Source organism: Pseudoxanthomonas japonensis (genome assembly GCF_010093445.1).
In the GTDB taxonomy this organism is placed as follows: domain Bacteria; phylum Pseudomonadota; class Gammaproteobacteria; order Xanthomonadales; family Xanthomonadaceae; genus Pseudoxanthomonas_A; species Pseudoxanthomonas_A japonensis.
On sequence record NZ_PDWW01000017.1, the window covers coordinates 37644 to 55235 of the forward strand.

The window sequence follows — 17592 nt, forward strand, 5'->3', positions numbered from 1 at the left end:
CCGTGACGCTGAAGCGACGCGAACTGCTGAAGGCGACGGCGGCCGGCCTGGCCGTCGCTGCCGCGCCACTCACGCGCGCGGCGCGATCCGCCGACGCTGGCCGCCGCGCGCCGTCCACCGCCGACCTGCGGCTGTGGTACCGCGAGCCCGCACGCGTCTGGGTGGAAGCCCTGCCGGTCGGCAACGGCCGCCTGGGCGCGATGGTGTTCGGCGGCGTCGCACTGGAGCGCCTGCAGCTCAACGAGGACACGCTGTACGCCGGGGGGCCGTACTTCGCGATCAATCCCCGGGCGAAGGAGAATCTGCCGCGCGTGCGCGAGGCGGTGTTCGCCGGCCGCTACGCCGAGGCCGAGGCGCTGGCCAATGCCACGCTGATGGCGGAGCCGCTGAAGCAGATGCCGTTCCAGCCGCTGGGCAACCTGTGGCTGCAGTTCGACCGGCTGGACGGGGTGTCCGACTACATGCGCGAGCTGGATCTCGATGCCGCCGTCGCGCGCACGTCGTTCCGTGTCGGTGCCGGCCTGCACCGGCGCGAGGTGTTCGTGTCGCCGGTCGACCAGTGCCTGGTCATGCGCTGCACGGTCGAGGGCGGCGATGCCCTGATCGGCCGCATCCGCACCGCCAACGAACACGCGACCACGACCCGCGTCGATGGCGACGGCTGGCTGGTCAGCGGTCGCAACGTCGACAAGCACGGCATCGCGGGTCGGCTCCGGTTCGCGTTCCGCGTGCAGGTCCGCCACCAGGGCGGCCGGGTGCGCGTCGAGCAGGACCAGATCGTGTTCGATGGCGTGCGCGAACTGGAGCTGCGGCTCGTCGCGGCAACCAGCTACGTGCGCTACGACGATGTCAGCGGCGATCCCGATGCCATCACGGCGCGCCAACTTGCCCTTGCCCAGGCGAAGTCGTTCGCCGCGCTGCAGGCCGATCATCTCGCCGAACACCGCCGCCTGTTCCACCGCGTCCGCCTGGACCTCGGTCGCACGGCGGCCGCCGACCAGCCGACCGACGAACGCATCGCGGCATTCGCGCATGGCGACGATCCCGCGCTGGTGTCGCTGTACCACGCCTACGGGCGGTATCTGCTGATCTGCAGCTCGCGGCCGGGCACGCAGCCGGCCAACCTGCAGGGCATCTGGAACGACCTGATGGACCCGCCGTGGGAGAGCAAGTACACCATCAACGTCAATACCGAGATGAACTACTGGCCGGCCGAGGCCAATGCGCTGGCGGAATGCGTCGAGCCGCTCGAACGCATGATCGGCGACCTGGCGGAAACCGGCGCGCGCATGGCGCGCGAGATGTACGGCGCGCCGGGCTGGATGGCGCACCACAACACCGATCTGTGGCGCCAGACCGGTCCGATCGACGGCGCGCAATGGGGCCTGTGGCCGATGGGCGGGGCCTGGTTGCTGCAGCAGCTGTGGGACCGCTGGGACTACGGCCGCGATCCGGCCGACCTGCGCCGCCTGTGGCCATGGCTGCGCGGTGCGGCGGCGTTCTTCGCCGCGACACTGCAGCGCGATCCCACGACCGGCGCGATGGTCACGGTGCCGTCGATCTCGCCGGAGAACGTGCATCCCTTCGGGGCCACGCTCTGCGCCGGCCCGACGATGGACGCGCAGATCCTGCGCGACCTGTTCGGCCAGTGCATCGAAGCGGCGGAAATACTCGACGTGGATGCCGCATTCGCCAGCGAGCTGGCCGCGCTGCGCGAGCAACTGCCGCCCAACCGCATCGGCAAGGCAGGCCAGTTGCAGGAATGGCAACAGGACTGGGACATGCAGGCGCCCGAAATCCACCACCGCCACATCTCGCACCTGTACGGCCTGCACCCGAGTGCGCAGATCAACCTGCGCGACACGCCCGATCTCGCACGCGCCGCGAAGCGCACCCTCGAGATCCGCGGCGACGATGCGACCGGCTGGGGCATCGCATGGCGGCTGAACTTCTGGGCGCGCCTGTGGGACGGCGAGCACAGCCTGAAGATCCTGCGCATGCTGCTGTCGCCGCAGCGCAGCTATCCCAACCTGTTCGATGCACACCCGCCGTTCCAGATCGACGGCAATTTCGGCGGCGCCGCCGGCATCGTCGAGATGCTGGTGCAGAGCTGGGGTGGGTCGATCTTCCTGCTGCCCGCGTTGCCCGGCGCGTGGCGCGACGGCGAACTCGAAGGCATCCGCGTGCGCAATGCGGCGCGCCTCGATCTGTCGTGGAAGGGTGGACGCCTCGCGCGGGCGACGCTGCACTCGGACAAGGGCGGTCGTTACCAGCTGGTGCATGCGGGCCGCACGCTCGATCTCGACCTCGCCGCGGCTGCATCCGCCACGGTACGACTGCGCGATGGCGCGCTGGTGCACGCATGAAGAAGGAAACGGCATGAGCCTGGTCGCCGGTATCGACGCAGGCACGCAGAGCCTGAAGGTGGTGGTCTACGACCCGGCCACGCGCACGCTCGTGGCGACGGCCAGCATGCCGCTCGAGTTGACCAGTGGCGAGGACGGCCGCCGCGAGCAGCAACCGGCCGACTGGGTCGCCGCGATGCAGACGTGCTTCTCCCGCATCGATCCTGCGTTGCGTGCGCGCATCGTGGCGCTCGCGGTGTCCGGCCAGCAGCACGGTTTCGTGCCGGTGGATGCGGACGGCCAGGTGCTGGCCCCGGCCAAGCTGTGGTGCGATACCAGCACGACCGCCGAGTGCACGCAGATCATGGACGCCGTCGGTGGCGCGACGGGTGCCATCGCACTCGCCGGCAATCCGATCCTCGCCGGTTACACCGCCTCCAAGCTGCCGTGGACGAAGACACACCGGCCCGAGGCCTACGCCCGGCTGGCGACCATCCTGCTGCCGCACGATTACCTGAACTTCGTGCTGACCGGCCAACGCTTCTGCGAGTGGGGCGATGCCTCCGGCACCGGCTGGCTCGACGTGCGCACGCGCACGTGGTCGAAGGACCTGTTGCGTGCGACCGATGCGGACCGCGACCTGGCCGACTGCCTGCCGCCGATCGCCGCGCCGGACGCGCTGTTCGATATCGATCCGGCCATGGCGGCGCAACTCGGACTGCCGGCCACGGCAAAGGTCGCCGTCGGCGGCGGCGACAACATGATGGCCGCCATCGGCACGGGCTGCGTGGAAGAAGGCCGGCTGGCGATGAGCCTGGGTACCTCGGGCACGCTGTTCGCCTACTCCGACACGCCCGTCGTCGATCCGGCCGGTGCCTGGGCCGCGTTCTGCTCCTCCACCGGCGGCTGGCTGCCGCTGATCTGCACGATGAACTGCACCGTGGCCACCGAGCAGGTGGCCAAGGCCTTCGGCTTCAGTACGCGCGAGGGCGATGCGCACCTGCACGCCACCCCGCCCGGCGCCGACGGGCTGGCGATGCTGCCCTTCCTCAACGGCGAGCGCACGCCCGATCTGCCGCTGGGCAAGGGCGTGCTGGCCGGGCTGGATCCGACGAACTTCTCGCCGGCGCATCTGTATCGCGCGGCGATGGAAGGGGCGACCTACAGCCTGAAGTACGGCTTCGATGCCTTCGTGCGGGCCGGCATGGCCTTCGATCGCATCGTGCTGACCGGCGGCGGCAGCAACAGTGCGGCGTGGCGGCAACTGGTGGCCGACGTGTTCGGCCTGCCGGTCGATGTGCCGGTGCAGTCGGAAGGCGCGGCGTTCGGTGCGGCACTGCAGGCGCTGTGGGCCATCGGACGCGCCGGTGGCGACACGGCGTCCATCGCCGATATCGCCCGCACGCACGTGGCCGTCGATCCGGCCCTGTCCGCACGCCCCGATCCCGACCGCACGCGCGCCTACGCGACGGCCTACACCCGCTTCCTCCGCTACCTCGATGCCGTCACCCCGCTGCAGCGCGGCTGACGTCCCTCACGCACCCCCACAGGATCCCGCACCATGAGCACCCAGCCCTTCATCGGCGCCCAGGAATACTTCCCCGGCATCGGCCGCATTCCCTTCGAAGGGCGCGGCTCGGACAACCCGCTGGCCTTCAAGGTCTACGACGCCAACAAGACCATCGGCGGCAAGACCATGCAGGAGCACCTGCGCTTTGCGGTCTGCTACTGGCACACCTTCTGCAACGCCGGCCACGATCCGTTCGGTCCGGGCACGCGCCACTTCCCCTGGGAGGCCGGCAGCCCGATGGCCACGGCCGAGGCCAAGGTCGATGCGGCCTTCGAGTTCTTCACCAAGCTGGGCGTGCCGTACTGGTGCTTCCACGACATCGACCTGGCGCCTGATGCGGATGACATCGGCCAGTACCAGAAGAACCTCACGCACATGGTCGGTCTTGCCAAGGCGCGCCAGGACGCCACCGGCATCAAGCTGCTGTGGGGCACGGCCAACCTGTTCTCGCATCCGCGCTACATGAACGGCGCCTCGACCAACCCCGACTTCGCCGTCGTGGCGCGTGCCGCGGTGCAGGTCAAGGCCGCGCTGGAGGCCACCGTCGAACTGGGTGGCGAGCATTACGTGTTCTGGGGCGGTCGCGAAGGCTATGCCTCGCTGGTCAACACCGACATGAAGCGCGAGGTCGCGCACTTCGCCCGCTTCCTGACCATGGCGCGCGACTACGGTCGCAGCATCGGACTGAAGAGCAACTTCCTGATCGAGCCCAAGCCGATGGAGCCGATGAAGCACCAGTACGACTTCGACAGCGCCACCGTGGCCGGCTTCCTGAAGGAGCACGGGCTGGAGCAGGACTTCAAGCTCAACATCGAGGCCAACCACGCCACGCTGTCCGGGCACACGTTCGAGCACGACCTGCAGGTCGCGTCCGACCATGGCCTGCTGGGCAGCATCGATGCCAACCGCGGCAATGCGCAGAACGGCTGGGACACCGACCAGTTCCCCACCGACCTGTACGACACCGTCGGCGCGATGCTGGTCGTGCTGCGCCAGGGCGGACTGGAGGGCGGCCTGAACTTCGATGCCAAGGTGCGCCGCGAGTCCACCGACCTGGAAGACCTGTTCATTGCCCACATCGGCGGCATGGACGCGTTCGCGCGCGGGCTGGAAGTGGCGCATGCGCTGCTGACCGAGTCGCCGTGGGAGCAGTGGCGCACCGAGCGCTACGCCAGCTTCGATACCGGCAAGGGCAGGGACTTCGAGACCGGTGCGCTGGATCTGGCCGGCCTGGCCACGCTGGCCACGCAGCTGGGCGAGCCCAGGCAGGTCAGCGGCAAGCAGGAGCGTTACGAGAACCTGCTCAACCAGTACCTGCTGCGCTGAGCGCGTCACATGGCATCGACACCATCGCATCGAGGAAGGGGACGGCAATGAACCAGGCAATGACGGGGGGCGAGAACACCCGGCTGATCGTGCTGATCAGCGTGGTGGCGACAATCGGCGGATTCCTGTTCGGCTTCGACAGCGGCGTCATCAACGGCACCGTCGACGGCCTGCAGCAGGCGTTCGGGTCCACCAAGGCGGGCCTCGGCTTCGAAGTCGCCTCGATGCTGCTCGGTTGCGCGGTGGGTGCGTTCAGCGCCGGCCGGCTCGCCGACAGCCTCGGTCGCCGCAACGTGCTGATCATCTCGGCGGTGCTGTTCCTGCTGTCCGCGATCGGGGCGGGTGCGGCGACGTCGTCGGTGGTATTCGTCATTGCGCGCGTGATCGGCGGTTTCGCCGTCGGTGCGGCCAGCGTGATCTCGCCGGCCTACATCGCCGAGGTCGCGCCGGCCCGCTACCGCGGCCGCCTGGCCACGGTGCAGCAGATCGCCATCATCAGCGGCCTCACCGCGGCGTTCCTGTCCAACTACCTGCTGGCCGCCAAGGCCGGCGCGTCCACCGAGGCACTGTGGGGCGGGCATGCGGCATGGCGCTGGATGTTCTGGATGCAGGCGGTGCCGTCGCTGGTCTTCCTCGCGTTGCTGCTGGTCATTCCCGAGAGTCCGCGCTACCTGGTGGTGAAGCGCCGCAAGGACGAAGCCCTGCGCGTGCTGACGCGGTTGTTCGGTGGCGCCGAAGCGCAGAACAAGCTGGCCGAGATCGACGCGTCGCTGTCGCAGGATCACCACCGCCCGCAACTGTCTGACCTGAAGAACAAGGTGACCGGCAAGATCCGTCCCATCGTCTGGATCGGCATCGGCCTGGCCACGTTCCAGCAGCTGGTCGGCATCAACGTGGTGTTCTACTACGGCGCGGTGCTGTGGCAGGCGGTCGGCTTCTCCGAGAACGACGCGCTGGCGATCAACGTGCTGTCCGGCGCGCTCAGCATCGGCGCCTGCATCGTCACCGTGCTGCTGATCGACCGCATTGGCCGCAAGCCGCTGCTGTGGATCGGTTCGGCCGGCATGGCGGTGTCGCTGGCACTGGTGGTGGTGGCGTTCGCCAGCGGGTCACTGGTCGACGGCCACCTGCAGCTGCCCGAAGGCATGGGGACGCTGGCGCTGGTGGCGGCCAACCTCTACGTGGTGTTCTTCAACATCTCGTGGGGGCCGGTGATGTGGGTCATGCTCGGCGAGATGTTCCCCAACCAGATCCGCGGCTCGGCGCTGGCGGTGGCCGGTGCGGCGCAATGGACGTCCAATTTCGCCATCACGGTGAGCTTCCCGATCCTGCTGGCGGCCATCGGGCTGGCGGCCACCTACAGCATCTATCTGGTTTCGGCGATCATCTCGGTCGTCTTCGTCATGAAGTACGTGCACGAGACCAAGGGCAAGGAACTGGAGCAGATGGAAGGATGAAGACGATGACGAACCGGAGTTCCCTGCGCGTGCGCAGCGGCGTGCTGATCGCAGCGCTGGTGATCGCGCTCGGCGCCTGCAAGGGCGAGGACAAGGCCGCAGCGCCCGCGACGACAGCCGATGCCAACCCCTGGCCGCAGGTCGCCTGGCCGCTGGCCGAGGACGCCGCGCTCGAGCAGCGCATCACCGAGCTGATGGCCACGATGACGGTGGAGGAGAAGGTCGGCCAGCTGGTGCAGGGCGACATCGCCAGCATCACGCCGGATGACATCCGCAAGTACCGGCTCGGTTCGATCCTGGCCGGCGGCAACTCCGACCCCGGCGGCCGCTACGACGCCTCGCCGGCCGAGTGGCTGGCACTGGCCGATGCCTTCTACGAGGCGTCGATGGATACCTCGCAGGGCGGCAAGGCCATCCCGATCCTCTTCGGCATCGACGCCGTGCACGGGCAGAGCAACATCGTCGGCGCCACGCTGTTCCCGCACAACATCGGCCTGGGCGCGGCGCGCAATCCGGAGCTGCTGCGCCGGATCGGCGAGATCACCGCGCTGGAGACGCGCGCCACCGGCATGGAGTGGACCTTCGCCCCGACCGTGGCGGTACCGCAGGACGATCGCTGGGGGCGCACCTACGAGGGTTACTCCGAGTCGCCGGACGTGGTCGCGAGCTATTCCGCTGCGATGGTCGAAGGCCTGCAGGGCAAGGTCGGCTCGCCGGACTTCCTCGATGGCCGCCACGTGATCGCCTCGGTCAAGCACTTCCTCGGCGATGGCGGCACCACGAACGGCAAGGACCAGGGCGACACGAAGATCAGCGAAGCCGAGCTGGTGCGCATCCACGCCGCCGGCTATCCGCCGGCCATCGCGGCCGGCGCGCAGACGGCGATGGCCTCGTTCAACAGCGTCAACGGCGAGAAGATGCACGGCCACAAGCCGTACCTGACCGACGCGCTGAAGGGCCGCATGGCCTTCGGCGGCTTCGTGGTCGGCGACTGGAACGGCCATGGCCAGGTCAAGGGCTGCACCAACACCGACTGCCCGGCGACGATCAATGCCGGCCTGGACATGGCGATGGCCTCGGACAGCTGGAAGGGCTTCTACGAGAGCACGCTGGCGGCGGTGAAGGCCGGCACGATCAGCCAGGCACGGCTGGACGATGCGGTACGCCGGATCCTGCGGGTGAAGCTCCGCCTGGGGCTGTTCGAAGCCGGCAAGCCGTCCTCGCGTGCGGTGGGCGGGCAGTTCGCCCTGCTCGGTGTGCCGGAGCATCGCGCCATCGCGCGCCAGGCCGTGCGCGAATCGCTGGTGCTGCTGAAGAACCAGGGCGGCGTGCTGCCGATCTCGCCCAAGCAGCGCATCCTGGTGGCCGGTGATGGCGCCGACGATGTCGGCAAGCAGGCCGGCGGCTGGACGCTGAACTGGCAGGGCACCGGCACCACGCGCAAGGACTTCCCCAACGCCGACACGATCTACGAGGGCATCGCCCAGCAGGCCAGGGCGGCCGGCGGCGAAGCCATCCTGTCCGTCGACGGCACGTACACGCAGAAGCCGGACGTGGCGGTGGTGGTGTTCGGCGAGAACCCGTATGCCGAGTTCCAAGGCGACCTGCAGACGCTGGCGTACAAGCCGGGCGACGAGGCCGACCTGGCGCTGCTCAAGCGCCTGAAGGCCGAGGGCATCCCGGTGGTCGCCGTGTTCCTGAGCGGCCGCCCGCTGTGGATGAACCGCGAGATCAATGCGTCCGATGCGTTCGTGGCCGCCTGGCTGCCCGGCTCGGAAGGTGCGGGCATCGCCGACGTGCTGCTGCGCAAGGCCGATGGCGGCGTGCAGCATGACTTCAAAGGCAAGCTCAGCTTCAGCTGGCCGCGCACGGCGGTGCAGTACGCCAACAACGTGGGGCAGGCGGGCTACGACCCGCTGTTCGCCTTCGGCTTCGGCCTGACCTATGCCGACAAGGGCGACCTGGCGGCGCTGCCGGAAGACGCTGGCGTGACCGGTGACGAGGGTGCGCCGGGTGTGTTCTTCGCACGCGGCGATGCCGGTTCCGGCATGGCGCTGCGGCTGGAGACCGCCGATGGCCAGGGCGTGACGGTCACCCAGGTGCCGGAAGCGCTGGACGGCGATCTGCTGAAGGTCACCGGCGTGGATCACCAGGCGCAGGAAGACGGTCGGCGCCTGGCCTGGTCGGGCAAGGGCGAGGCGGTCGCGGCGCTGCAGTCGCATACGGCGCTGGACCTGCAGCGCGAGAGCAACGGCGATGTGATGCTGCTGACCACGCTACGTGTCGATGTCGCCCCGACCGGCGAGGCCTGGCTGTCGGTCGGCTGCGGCACCGGCTGCACCGCGCGCGTGGCGCTGGCGCCGACGCTGGCCAAGCTGCCGGTCGGCCAGTGGACGCGCGTGGGCGTGCCGCTGAAGTGCCTGGCCAAGGCGGGTGCCGATGTCGCCAAGCTGGACCGTCCGTGGTCCATCGGTACGGCGGGCGCGATGACGGTCTCGGTGTCGCGCGTGGCGCTGGGTGCGCTGGATCAGGCGGAACAGACGGTCGACTGCGCACGCTGAGCACGATGGATGATCCGGGCGCGCAGGCGCCCGGGTCGTCCGCGATGGCGAACGAACGGGGAAGGGGAGCGGAATGACACTGTCGGGACTGGATATCGGCATCGTGGTGGCCTACCTGGCCGCCATCTTCGTGCTGGCGCAATGGGTGTCGCGCGAGAAGGCGGGGCATACCAAGGACGCGAAGGACTATTTCCTCGCCAGCAAGTCGCTGCCGTGGTGGGCCATCGGCGCCTCGCTGATCGCCGCCAACATTTCCGCCGAACAGATCATCGGCATGTCGGGCTCGGGTTACGCCATCGGCCTGGCCATCGCCTCGTACGAATGGATGGCCGCGGCCACCCTGCTGATCGTCGGCAAGTGGTTCCTGCCGGTGTTCCTGCGCAACGGCATCTACACGATGCCGCAGTTCCTCGAACAGCGGTACGGCACCCGCATCCGCACGCTGATGGCCGTGTTCTGGCTGGGGCTGTACGTGTTCGTCAACGTCACCTCCATCCTGTGGCTCGGTGCCATCGCGGTGTCGCAGGTCACCGGCATGGACCAGATGCTGGCGGTGGTGCTGATCGGCGTGTTCGCGCTGCTGTACCAGCTGTACGGCGGGCTGAAGGCGGTCGCGCTGACCGACATCGTGCAGGTCTCGCTGCTGGTGCTGGGCGGACTGCTGGTGGCGGGCCTGACGCTCAGCGAACTGGGCGAGGGCGCCGGTGTCGTCGCCGGCTTCCACAAGCTCTGGGCCGCGCAGCCGGGTCACTTCGAAATGATCCTCGACAAGGACAATCCGTTCTACAAGGACCTGCCGGGCCTCAGCGTGCTGATCGGCGGCATGTGGATCATGAACATCAGCTACTGGGGCTTCAACCAGTACATCATCCAGCGCGCACTCGCCGCGAAGGATATCGGCGAAGCGCAGAAGGGCGTGCTGTTCGCCGCGTTCCTCAAGCTGCTGATGCCGGTGATCGTGGTCCTGCCGGGCATCGCCGCGGTGATGCTGGCGCCGGGCCTCGACAAGCCCGACCAGGCGTACCCGACGATGATGCGGCTGCTGCCGACCGGCATCCTCGGCCTGGTGTTCGCCGCATTGGTGGCGGCGATCGTCGCGTCGCTGGCGTCGAAGATCAATTCGGTGGCGACCATCTTCACCCTCGACTTCTACGCCAAGGGCAAGCGCCAGCACGACGAGGCGCGACTGGTGCGCGTCGGCCGCATCGCCGCCGTCGTCACCGTGCTGCTCGGCATCCTCGCCGCGAAGCCGCTGCTCGGCAGCTTCGACCAGGCCTTCCAGTACATCCAGGAATACACCGGCTTCTTCACCCCGGGCATCGTGGTGATCTTCATGCTGGGCCTGTTCTGGAAGCGCGCCAACGAGGCCGGCGCGCTGGCGGCGGCGATCGGTTCGTTCGCGCTGTCCATCGTGTTGAAGCTGGCGTGGCCGGCGCTGCCCTTCATCGACCGCGTCGGCCTGGTGTTCCTGCTGGCGCTGGTGCTCGCGGTGGTGGTGTCGCTGGCGACGGCGCATGCGCCGGAGAAGGATGTCATCCGCACGGACGATGTCGACTACCGCACGGGGACCTCGTTCAACATCGGCGCGGTCGCGGTGCTGGGTATTCTCGCGGCGCTGTACACGCTGTTCTGGTAGCGGATTCAGACGCGATTTAGCTGGGCGAGCCGCAGCGATCCATCCTCACGATTTCCTGCCGGGAAGCTAATAAGCACTTAACTTCCGGCTAATTTGGCCTTAATCCAGCGCTTCCAGCATGCGCCCCATGCACTGGATCCGCTCCCACCTCGCGCTTGCACCCCTCCCCGGCCGCTTCGTCAGCGTCCACCTGGTCGACCAGGACGACCCCGGTCGGGACGAGGTGGAAGCGTTCATCGCCCGCGTCTATCGCGATCGCCACGGGGCGGTGCTGCGCAGCTTCTTTCCGCGCCTGCTCGCCTATCGCGACAGCGAAGGCCGGCTCGCCGCCGCCGTCGGCATCCGCGCCGGGGGTGAGGGGCCGCTGTTCGTCGAACACTACCTGGACGTACCCGTCGAACAGGCGATGTCGCAACAGCGGATCGTCGCGGTCGACCGGAGTCGCGTGGTGGAGGTGGGCAATTTCGCCGCCACGTCGCCGGGCATCGCGCGCGAGCTGATCCTGCAACTGGCCATGACCCTGCAGGCCGCCGGCATGGAATGGGTGCTGCTGGTGGCGACGCAGCAGCTGCGCAACGCGTTCGAGCGCCTGCACCTGCCGATGCTGGACCTGGCCGAGGCGCGTGCCGACCGGCTGGGGGACGCCGGCGCCGACTGGGGCCGCTATTACGCGTCGCGGCCGCGCCTGATCTGCGGCAACCTCGCCGAGGGCGTCGCCTACCTGCGTGGCATGCAGCGCCCGCCGGCCTGCGATGCCCCGGCGCTCTGCCTGGCGGGTGCGCCATGATCCGGCCGATGGACGTGGTGCTGCGCAGCGCCGGCGACCGCCGCGCGCCGCGCATCGTCACCGCGCAGGGCGTGCTGGACGACCACACGCTGGCGGCGCGGATCGACGCGGTGGTCGCATGGCTGGCGAAGACCGGCATCCGCCGTGTCGCGAGCCGGCTGGACAATGGTCCGTCCTGGTTCGTGCTGGACCTGGCCCTGCGCGAGGTCGGTGGCGTGCACGTGCCGCTGCCGATGTTCTTTTCCGAAGCGCAGGTGCGCCATGCGCTGGCGAACAGCGGCGTGCAATGCGTGCTGACCGCGCGTGAGGACGCCATGCCGCCCGGTGTGGAGGCGCTGACCGGTTTCGTCGAAGGCGATCGCCTGGCGTGCTGGCGCGTACAGGGCGGGGATGCGATGGCGTCCACGCTGCCGCCGCGTACCGCCTGCATCACCTACACCTCCGGCACCACCGGGCGTCCGCGCGGCGTGTGCCTGGACGCGGACACGCTGTTCACCGTGGCGGGTTCGCTCGTGGACGCCGCCGCGGCCATCGCGCCACGCCGCCACCTGTGCCTGATGCCGCTGGCGACGCTGCTGGAGAACGTGGCCGGTCTGTATGCGGCCCTGCTGGCGGATGCCGAGATCGCGCTGCCCTCGCTGTCGGAGATCGGCTACACCGGCGCCACCGGCCTGGACGTGCCTACGCTGCTGCGCTGCCTGCACCGCTATCAGCCGGAAAGCGTGATCCTGGTGCCGCAGCTGCTGCTGGCGCTGGTGATGGCGGCCGAGCAGGGCGCGCCCTTGCCCGCATCGCTGCGCTACCTCGCCGTCGGCGGCGGTCGCGTCGGCCCCGGTCTGCTGCGGCGCGCGCGCGCGCTCGGGCTGCCGGTGTTCGAGGGCTACGGCCTGACCGAATGCGGATCGGTGGTCTGTCTCAACCGTCCCGGTGCGCTGCGCGAAGGCAGCGTGGGTCGGCCGCTGCCGCACGCACGCGTGTCGATCGTGGACGACGAGATCCTCGTCGAGGGCGCGCGTGCGCTCGCCTATCTCGGCGGCGAACCGCTGCCAGCGGGCCCCGTGCGCACCGGCGACCTGGGCCACCAGGACGAGGACGGCTTCATCCACATCACCGGGCGCCGCAAGAACGTCTTCATCACCGCATTCGGCCGCAACGTGTCGCCGGAGTGGGTCGAAAGCGAGCTGCTGGCGCATCCGGCCATCGGCCAGGCCGTGGTGTGGGGCGAAGGCCAGGCCGACAACGTCGCGGTGCTGGTGCCGCGACGCGCCGAGGTGGACGACGCGCGCCTGCGCCGTGCGCTGGCGGAGGTCAACGCCGGCCTGCCCGACTACGCCCGCGTTGCGCGTTTCGTGCGTGCCGCCGCCCCCTTCACCGCCGACGCCGGCCTGCTGACGGCCAACGGCCGTCCCCGGCGCGACGCGATCCTGTCCCGCTACCAGGCCGAAGTCGACGCCTGCTACCGGCAGCCATCCGACCTTTCCCCCTCCGGAGTCCCCGCATGAGTTTCCATGACGCGCTGGTCGCGCAGACCACGCACGAACGCAATGGATTGCTGTCCATTCCGATCATCCAGTCCGCGCTGGCGGGCCGCATCGCGCGCGACGACTACGTCGCGTTCCTGCGCCAGGCCTTCCATCACGTCCGCCACACCGTGCCGCTGCTTATGGCGTGCGGCGCGCGCCTGCCGGCGCGCCTGGAATGGCTGCGCACCGCGGTCGGCGAGTACATCGAAGAGGAGATGGGGCACCACGAATGGGTGCTGGACGACATCGCCGCCTGCGGCGAGGACCGCGCCGCCGCCGAAGCGTCCTCGCCTTCGCTGGCGACCGAACTGATGGTCAGCTACGCCTACGACACCATCCAGCGCGGCAATCCGGTCGGCTTCTTCGGCATGGTGCTGGTGCTGGAAGGTACCAGCGTGGCGCTGGCCACGCGCGCGGCCAACACGATCCAGCAATCGCTGGAGTTGCCGCGCAACGCCTTCAGCTACCTGCTCTCGCATGGCGACCTGGACGTCGAGCACGTCGGCTTCTTCCGGCAGCTGATGGACCGCATCGACGATGCCGGCGACCAGGCCGCCATCGTGCACGCGGCACGCCGCTTCTACGTGCTCTACGGCGACATCTTCCGCACGCTGCGCGACGACGGCGTGCGCCTGGCGGAGGCCGCGTGATGGACCTTGCCGGCAGGACGGTGATGGTCACCGGCGCGAGCGGCGGCATCGGCGCGCCGCTGTGCGCGGCGCTGGTGGCCGCCGGCGCGCAGGTGCTGGCGGTCGGCCGCGACGAAGCCCGCCTGCAGCATGTCGCGCAGGCGCTGCCGACCGGCCGCGTGACGTGCGTCGCCGCGGATGTCTCCACGCCGGCGGGGCGCGAACGCCTGCTGCAGGCGGCGCGGGCCGCGCAGCCGACGCCGTCGGTGCTGGTGCTGGCGCATGCGCAGGCCGCGTTCGGCCTGTTCGACGAGCAGTCGCCGGACGCAATGGCGCAGCTGATGCACACCAACCTGGTCGCGCCGATGCTGCTCCTGCACGGCATGCTGCCGGTCCTGCTGGCGCATGCCAGCGCGTCGGTGGTGGTGGTCGGGTCCACCTTCGGCAGCCTCGCGTTCCCCGGCTTCGCCGCCTACAGCGCCAGCAAGTTCGGCCTGCGTGGCCTGACCGAAGCGCTGGCGCGGGAATACGCCGACACCCCGCTGCGTTTCCAGTACCTGTCGCCGCGCGCCACCCGCACCCCGTTCAACACGGCGGCCGTCGATGCGCTGAACGCCGAACTCAAGGTGGCCAGCGACGCGCCCGGCGAGGTCGCGCGCCAGCTGGTGGCCGCGATCGCGCAGGGAACCTCGCGGCTGCAGGTCGGTTGGCCGGAGAAGCTGTTCGCCCGCCTCAACGGGCTGGCGCCCGGCCTCGTCGACCGCAACCTGCGCGCCAGCCTGCCCATCGTCCGTCGCCATGCGCGACGACCCCGACCGTCCACTGCGGAGAATGCTCGCCATGAAGTCCCCTCGTTACGGTAAATCCATGCTTGTCCTCATGCTCATGTCCACCGTCCTGCTCATCGGCATCGCGATCGCCGGCGAGCCGGCGGCGTCCACGGTGGCGCAGGTGCGCGACCGCTGGGCGCAGATCAACTACCAGGTGCCCAAGGCGCAGCGCGAATCCGCGTTCGAGGACCTGCTGACGCAGGCGCAGGCGTTGCGCCAGGCGAACCCGCGCGATGCCTCCGCACTGATCTGGGAGGGCATCGTGCTGTCCAGCCTCGCAGGGGAGCAGGGCGGCATGGGTGCGCTCGGGCTGGTGAAGCGGGCGCGTGCGGACTTCGAGGCGGCGATCAAGCTCGATGCGAATGCGCTCGATGGCGCGGCGTATACCAGCCTGGGGGCGCTGTACTACCAGGTGCCCGGCTGGCCGCTGGGTTTCGGCGACGACGACACCGCCCGCGCGATGCTGCGCAAGGGGCTGGCGATCGATCCGGACGGCATCGACGCCAACTACTTCTACGGCGACTTCCTGCGCGACCAGAAGGATTGGGCGGGTGCGCGCGCCGCGCTGCAGAAGGCGCTCTCCGCGCCGGCACGGCCCGGACGCGACGTCGCCGATGCGGGCCGCCGGCAGGAGGCGCAACTCAAGCTCAAGGACGTGACGGCCCACCTTGCGCACTGACGGAGCGCGCACCAGACTGGTTGCATGCGCATCCTGCTGGTGGAAGACGACCTGTCGCTGGGCGAAGGCATCCGTACCGCACTGCGGCGCGGTGCCTTCGCCGTCGACTGGGTGCAGGACGGTGCGAGCGGTCTGCTGGCCGTGCGCGATGGCGGATTCGACCTGATGGTGCTGGACCTGGGGCTGCCGCGGATGGACGGCATCGAAGTGATCCGGCAGCTGCGTGCGGCCGGCGATGCCGTGCCGGTCCTGGTGCTGAGTGCGCGAGAGCGCCCCGCCGACCGCACCTTGGGCCTGGATGTCGGCGCCGACGACTACCTGGGCAAGCCGTTCGACACCGCCGAACTGCTGGCGCGCGTGCGCGCACTGATCCGCCGCAGCGCCGGCCGTGCGAATCCCTCGCTCGAGGCCGGCCCGTTGCGGCTCGATCCGGCCACGCTCGCCGCGACCTGGAAAGGGCGTCCGCTCGACCTGACCCGGCGCGAGTTCGCGTTGCTGCGCGTGCTGATGGAACAACGCGGACGCCCGATGACGCGCGACGCCATCCAGCAGCACCTGTATGGATGGGATGCCGACGTGGCGAGCAATGCGGTCGATGTCCATGTCCACCAGCTGCGCCGCAAGCTCGAGCCCGGCATCATCCGCACCGTGCGCGGGCTGGGCTATGCGCTCGGCGATGCCGGCGGAGACGCGCCATGAGGTCGATGCGCGCCACCTTGCTGTGGCTCCTGCTGGGGGCGCTGGCGGTGGTGATGGCCGTGGCCGGCCTGCTCAGTTACCGCGCCGGCCTGCAGGAGGCCGGCGAGATGTTCGATGCACGGCTGGTGCAGTCCACCCGCGTGCTGGTGAGCCTGGTCGACGAACCACTCAGCGAACTCAACGCCTATCCGGGCGAGCCGATCGTGCTGCGCGGCTGGCACGGGGAAGCGCACGGCGTCGGCGAAGCGCTCGCGTTCAACGATGGCCACGCCTACGAGAACAAGCTCGCCTTCCAGGTGTGGGACGCGGACGGTCACCTGCTGCTGCGGTCGGACAGTGCGCCCGTGCGTCCGCTGGCGACCTTGCAGGCGGGCTACGAGGACGTGGTGGTGGAGGGTGCGCACTGGCGTGCGTTCACCCTGCGCTCGCCGAACGGACGCTGGTTCCAGTCCGCCGAGCTCACCGACATCCGCGAGGAACTCGCCGGCGACATCGCCGGCGGTACGCTGCTGCCGCTGCTGCTCGCGCTCCCGCTGGTCGCGCTGGTGGTCTGGTGGAGCGTGGCGCTGGCAACCCGCTCGTTGCGCCGGATGTCGCACGAGATCGGGCAGCGCGATCCGGAGCGCCTGGCGCCGCTGGATCCCGCCGAGGTGCCGCAGGAGGCGCGCGGCCTGGTCGACGCCATCAACGGGCTGCTGCAGCGCCTGGATGCCGCGCTGGCGCGCGAACGCACCTTCGTGGCCGACGCTGCGCACGAGCTGCGCACGCCGATCAGCGCACTGAAGGTCCACGCCGACAATGCGCGCCAGGCGCACGACGAGTCCGAGCGCGACGTATCCCAACGCATGCTCGCGGCCAGCGTGCTGCGCGTCGAGCGGCTGGTGGCGCAGCTGTTGTCGCTGAGCCGTGCGGAAAGCGCGGGACGGGTGCCAGAGCAGGTGCGGCTGGACCTGGCCGCGCTGGCGGCAACGGAGATCGACGCGGCCCGTCCGTTGCTCGATGCCAAGGAGCAGGTCCTGCGCATGGACCTGCAGCCTGTCCAGGTATCGGGCGACGAGTTCGCGCTCGGCCTGCTGGTGCGCAACCTGGTGGAGAACGCGTCGCGCTATGCCCCGGCCGGCGCCACCGTCGACGTACGCACGTGGCAGTTGGAAGACCGGGCATGCCTGTCGGTCGAGGACAGCGGCCCGGGCATCCCCGAGGACGAGCGTGAGCGCGTGTTCGATCGCTTCTACCGGCGGCTGGGCAGCCGCCACGAGGGCAGCGGGCTGGGCCTGGCGATCGTCCGGGAAGTGGTCGCCGCGCACATGGGCACGATCCGGCTGGCGCAGTCCCCGCAGTGGGGTGGCCTGTCGGTGCAGGTGGAGCTGCCCTGTCTGGCATGAGCGGTGCCAAGGCGGCGGGCGCAGTCGCGCCGCTGCCCGCGTGTGCATGCACACCGCCGGCGCAGGGCCATGGACGACGTGCGCCATCATCCGCTGCAACCGTCGCAACACGCCGACGGCACGTTCGATCGCGTGGGGCATCACGAGGTAGCCGGCATCGGCAAA

General features: G+C 69.7%; 13 protein-coding genes. All 13 read left to right on the forward strand.

The features are described 5' to 3' along the window. Window positions 1-2: 2 nt before the first annotated feature. Window positions 3-2366 (forward strand): glycoside hydrolase family 95 protein, encoded by a 2364-nt coding sequence (locus CSC78_RS12275; protein ID WP_162338142.1) that lies wholly within the window; start codon window positions 3-5, stop codon window positions 2364-2366. 13 nt (window positions 2367-2379) lie between these two features. Beyond that, window positions 2380-3873: a xylulokinase gene (xylB, locus tag CSC78_RS12280; RefSeq protein ID WP_162338143.1), complete on the forward strand. Its 1494-nt coding sequence runs from the start codon at window positions 2380-2382 to the stop codon at window positions 3871-3873. A 33-nt stretch (window positions 3874-3906) separates the two neighbouring features. After that, window positions 3907-5241, forward strand: coding sequence for a xylose isomerase (gene xylA / locus CSC78_RS12285; RefSeq protein ID WP_162338144.1), 1335 nt, complete (start codon window positions 3907-3909; stop codon window positions 5239-5241). 47 nt (window positions 5242-5288) lie between these two features. After that, window positions 5289-6698 (forward strand): sugar porter family MFS transporter, encoded by a 1410-nt coding sequence (locus CSC78_RS12290; protein ID WP_162338145.1) that lies wholly within the window; start codon window positions 5289-5291, stop codon window positions 6696-6698. Further along, complete coding sequence (locus tag CSC78_RS12295) at window positions 6695-9259, forward strand: glycoside hydrolase family 3 protein (RefSeq protein ID WP_379609039.1); 2565 nt, start codon at window positions 6695-6697, stop codon at window positions 9257-9259. Before CSC78_RS12290 ends, CSC78_RS12295 begins: the two co-directional genes overlap by 4 nt. A gap of 73 nt (window positions 9260-9332) precedes the next feature. Next, window positions 9333-10895, forward strand: coding sequence for a sodium/sugar symporter (locus CSC78_RS12300; protein WP_162338147.1), 1563 nt, complete (start codon window positions 9333-9335; stop codon window positions 10893-10895). A 127-nt stretch (window positions 10896-11022) separates the two neighbouring features. Continuing rightward, window positions 11023-11682 carry a thermostable hemolysin gene (locus CSC78_RS12305; RefSeq protein ID WP_162338148.1) on the forward strand — a complete coding sequence of 220 codons (660 nt, stop codon included), beginning with the start codon at window positions 11023-11025 and terminating at the stop codon, window positions 11680-11682. Next, window positions 11679-13184, forward strand: a complete 1506-nt coding sequence (locus CSC78_RS12310; protein WP_238391265.1) for an AMP-binding protein — start codon at window positions 11679-11681, stop codon at window positions 13182-13184. Before CSC78_RS12305 ends, CSC78_RS12310 begins: the two co-directional genes overlap by 4 nt. Then, window positions 13181-13855, forward strand: coding sequence for a TenA family transcriptional regulator (locus CSC78_RS12315; protein ID WP_162338149.1), 675 nt, complete (start codon window positions 13181-13183; stop codon window positions 13853-13855). The genes CSC78_RS12310 and CSC78_RS12315 overlap by 4 nt, the downstream gene beginning before the upstream one ends. Then, window positions 13855-14697 (forward strand): SDR family oxidoreductase, encoded by an 843-nt coding sequence (locus tag CSC78_RS12320; protein ID WP_162338178.1) that lies wholly within the window; start codon window positions 13855-13857, stop codon window positions 14695-14697. Before CSC78_RS12315 ends, CSC78_RS12320 begins: the two co-directional genes overlap by 1 nt. Window positions 14698-14713: 16 nt before the next feature. Then, window positions 14714-15343, forward strand: a complete 630-nt coding sequence (locus CSC78_RS12325) for a tetratricopeptide repeat protein (protein WP_238391266.1) — start codon at window positions 14714-14716, stop codon at window positions 15341-15343. A gap of 24 nt (window positions 15344-15367) precedes the next feature. Then, entirely contained in the window at window positions 15368-16042 is a 675-nt protein-coding gene (locus CSC78_RS12330; protein ID WP_162338150.1) for a response regulator transcription factor, read from the forward strand. 17 nt (window positions 16043-16059) lie between these two features. Further along, on the forward strand, window positions 16060-17427 hold the full coding sequence (locus tag CSC78_RS12335) for an ATP-binding protein (RefSeq protein WP_162338180.1): 1368 nt from the start codon (window positions 16060-16062) through the stop codon (window positions 17425-17427). Window positions 17428-17592: the final 165 nt, after the last annotated feature.